At 45.7% G+C, this 3,410-nt stretch carries 4 protein-coding genes; 2 read left to right on the top strand and 2 right to left on the bottom strand.

From position 1 onward, the window contains the following. Positions 1-1,488: citramalate synthase (gene cimA / locus PX636_RS11440; RefSeq protein WP_288117255.1), on the top strand; the 1,488-nt coding region annotated here is incomplete at its 5' end. Between the two features lie 96 nt (positions 1,489-1,584). On the opposite strand, the gene PX636_RS11435 is transcribed toward cimA, so the two are convergent. Both PX636_RS11435 and PX636_RS11430 read right to left on the bottom strand, forming a co-directional pair. Further along, the gene (locus PX636_RS11435) at positions 1,585-2,079 is read right to left on the bottom strand and encodes a hypothetical protein (protein WP_002797423.1); all 495 of its coding nucleotides are present in this window, start codon (positions 2,077-2,079) and stop codon (positions 1,585-1,587) included. A 383-nt stretch (positions 2,080-2,462) separates the two neighbouring features. Beyond that, on the bottom strand, positions 2,463-3,263 hold the full coding sequence (locus PX636_RS11430) for a tetratricopeptide repeat protein (protein ID WP_002742439.1): 801 nt from the start codon (positions 3,261-3,263) through the stop codon (positions 2,463-2,465). 92 nt (positions 3,264-3,355) lie between these two features. On the opposite strand from PX636_RS11430, the gene PX636_RS22680 reads away from it, so the two are divergent. Beyond that, the coding region (locus PX636_RS22680) for a helix-turn-helix domain-containing protein (RefSeq protein WP_353845587.1) at positions 3,356-3,410 on the top strand (55 nt) is incomplete at its 3' end.

The following is a 3,410-nucleotide window of genomic DNA, read 5'->3' as shown; positions in this document are numbered from 1 at the left end:
GCAAACCCTAGAGACGGTCAATTTTTCTGGAAACTGCACGAAGAACCCCTAAAACAAGCGGAATTAGTCGCTTTTTGTTCCACTCGTCGCCCCCATGTCGAGGCCCGGGAAGATCGGATGTTAACCGCCATTCTCGCCGCTAGAACCCGTTGGGTGACAATTTTCGGCAAATCTTGGGATCTGCACGTCACAGAGGGCTTAAAAACCAGTCTGGAGGAGAATTTAGCCATGATAGGAGATACGATCGAGTATCTACGCTGTCAGGGAAAACGAGTCATTTATGATGCCGAACATTGGTTTGATGGTTACAAAAATAACCCTGAATACGCCCTTTTAACCCTCAAAACCGCCAGGGATGCCGGGGCCGAATGGTTAGTTTTCTGTGATACCAACGGTGGCACTTTACCCCAAGAAATCGCCCCCATTGTGGAGAAAGTACGGGAGCAATTGGGCATCGATCCCGATGGGGAAAATGGGACTAAATTAGGCATCCATGCCCATAATGACGCAGGAACCGCCGTGGCTAACTCCTTAGCGGCAGTTAACGAGGGCGCACGCATGATTCAAGGCACAATTAACGGTTATGGGGAACGCTGCGGCAATGCCAATTTATGTACTTTAATTCCCAATCTTCAGTTAAAAATGGGCTTTTCTTGCCTAGAAGAAAATCAATTAGGCCGATTGGCGGGAACTAGCCGAAAAATCAGCGAAATGGTCAATTTAGCCCCAGATGATCATGCTCCCTTCGTCGGACGTTCCGCTTTTGCCCATAAAGGCGGCATTCACGTTTCTGCGGTGGCGAAAAATCCCCTAACCTACGAACATATTAACCCGGAAGCGATCGGGAATCAGCGCCGCATCGTCATTTCTGACCAATCGGGATTAAGTAATGTGTTAGCGAAAGCGCGCAGTTTTGGCATCGATTTAAATAAAGATGATCCCACCTGTCGGCAAATTTTGGAACGTTTAAAAATCTTGGAAAGTGAGGGTTATCAATTTGAGGCAGCCGAAGCTAGTTTTGAGTTATTAATGCGGGAAGCTTTGGGACAGAGAAGCCACCTTTTTGAATTAAAAGGATTCCAAGTTTATTGTGATATGCTGCGGGATAGTGGTAATGCGATCGCTACAATTAAAGTACGGGTAAAAGAGGAAGATTTATTAGAAGTGGCCGAGGGTAACGGGCCTGTGGCTGCTTTAGATCGGGCTTTAAGAAAGGCTTTAGTCAAATTCTATCCCGAAATTGCTAACTTTCACCTGACCGATTATAAAGTGAGAATCCTCGATAGTGGTTCGGGAACGGCAGCGAAAACTAGGGTTTTAATCGAGTCCAGTAACGGTCAACAAAGATGGACTACCGTGGGAGTGTCTAGTAATATTTTGGAAGCTTCCTATCAAGCAGTAGTAGAAGGAATTGAGTACGGTTTATATCTGCTGCAAAACAATAAACTAGAATTATCGGGTCAATTTTGTCCTTTGGGGATAATTTAGGGAACAGTTATCAGTTATCAGTTATCAGTTATCAGATTTTTTATCCCCACACCCTACACCCCACTTCCTGCTCCCCTTTCTGGGATTGAATGCTTCCTAGGATAATAATCTAGTGACGACAGAATTTTGCCAACGACGAGCCAAGGCCCGCAGATACATATTAACGGGAAACTGATAATATTCGATCATTAACCAGAGTAAACAAATAGCATGACAAATAAAGGTTAAAATCGACCAAAATAGAGGCACCCATGACAAAGGACTCCCCTCGACTGGAGGAAAAAGATAGGCACCCGTAGCCACAATTGCTGTGGGAAAAATCACAAATCCTAAACCGATAATTAAGTAAAAACCTGCCATCTCCATTCCTTCTCTCGGTAAACCCTGCCAATACTTACCATTCCAATACCAAGTTAAGGGTAATTGACTATCGGCCATTTTTAAAACTTGTTGTTCTAAATTAGCAGTAAAAATGTGTTGACAAAAGTTACAAGCATAGGCTTCCATGAGGGGTAAAGCGGCAATTTTACCATGGCGACAGACGGGACAAGAATAGGTATCGTGATAGTTTAATTGGGTTGGCTCGGTCATGGTTAATGTGAGTGAGAGTAAAAAAGGCCATTGCAGATAAAGCAGTTATCTTAGTGGTAAGGTACAAAGTTTTCTTTTTGGGGAACGGGGAACAGTAGCTGGTCGTCCAGAAATGATAGCAAATTAATTAGTTTACACTTCATCTCTTAGGGGTGATAGTGACAGTGGCGGTGTCAAAGTTGCAAGTTTCTGTATTTAACCCCACCAGAGTTGGGGGAGCCGGAGCTGGGTCGAGGCAGTTTGAGCATTTGTACTAAAATTTCCCCGACGCAGTTTAAATGCAGTACAACCCAGCACATCTCAACTGTATCTTAGTCGCCGATTTCCGGATAATTTGCCCCTCAGTCCCGCTACTGCGAGAAAAATTGCTATTTAGTCCTTCTTTACTTTAAGTTAAGAAACTTATCTAAGGCTAGAACCATATTCGGCGGCCAACGGCGCACGCTTTTTACCCAATCGAGGTCTTGATAGCGGGTATCCATGCCGACGGCGGCTACCCAATTGCTTTCCGCTTCTCCCTGTTGTCCTTGGGTCCATAAAACGGCGCTTAAGGCGGCTCTGACATCGGGAAACATGGGGTATTTGCGGGCAATATTCCGCATTTTTTGGACTGCTTCTGGATATCTGCCCAATTCGTACAGGGCCAGAGCCAGATTAGCTTGCGCCCAGGCAAAATTCGGGGCTAGTTGAGTGGCTTGGCGATAGTCTTTGACGGCGGCTTCCCAGTCCCCTAAACCGCCTTCGGCGTTGCCGCGATTGTTATAGGCAAAGGCATCATTGGGAGCCAATTCTAAAACTTTATTATAATCGGCGATCGCTTCTTGATATTTGCCTTCTCCCTCTAAAGCGGTGCCGCGATTGAGGTAGGGATCGGGGGCATCGGGGGCAATGGCGATCGCTTGGTTAAAATCAGCGATCGCATCCTCTAATTTATTGAGACTGACTCTGGCATTGCCGCGATTACTCCAGACGGCGGGGTTAGTGGGGAATTTGGCGACTAATTGGGTCCAATAGCTTTCGGCCTGGGCGTAATCCCCTTTTTCTGTGGCTTCTAGGGCTTTTTCGGCGATAACTTCCCCTTCTCTAATCTGTTCTTCGCTAATAGTCGGGCTATCGGCATAAGCCGCTATGGGTAGGGCAAAAAAGAGCAATAGACTCAATACACAAGCGGTGATCCAACGCATAATTACTTCATCGAAAATTTGGGTCTGAAACCCCGTCGTTCTACGACGGCTTTACCGTTAAATATTAGCGCATTTACACGATATATGCTAGAATGCGAGATATGGAAAAAGCCTATTCTTACCGATTTTACCCCACACCAAAACAAG

The sequence above is a fragment of the Microcystis sp. M53598_WE2 genome, from assembly GCF_030067735.1.
In the GTDB taxonomy this organism is placed as follows: domain Bacteria; phylum Cyanobacteriota; class Cyanobacteriia; order Cyanobacteriales; family Microcystaceae; genus Microcystis; species Microcystis aeruginosa.
Note: the sequence above shows the minus strand (reverse complement) of the source record. Positions and strands in the feature narration are given on the sequence as shown.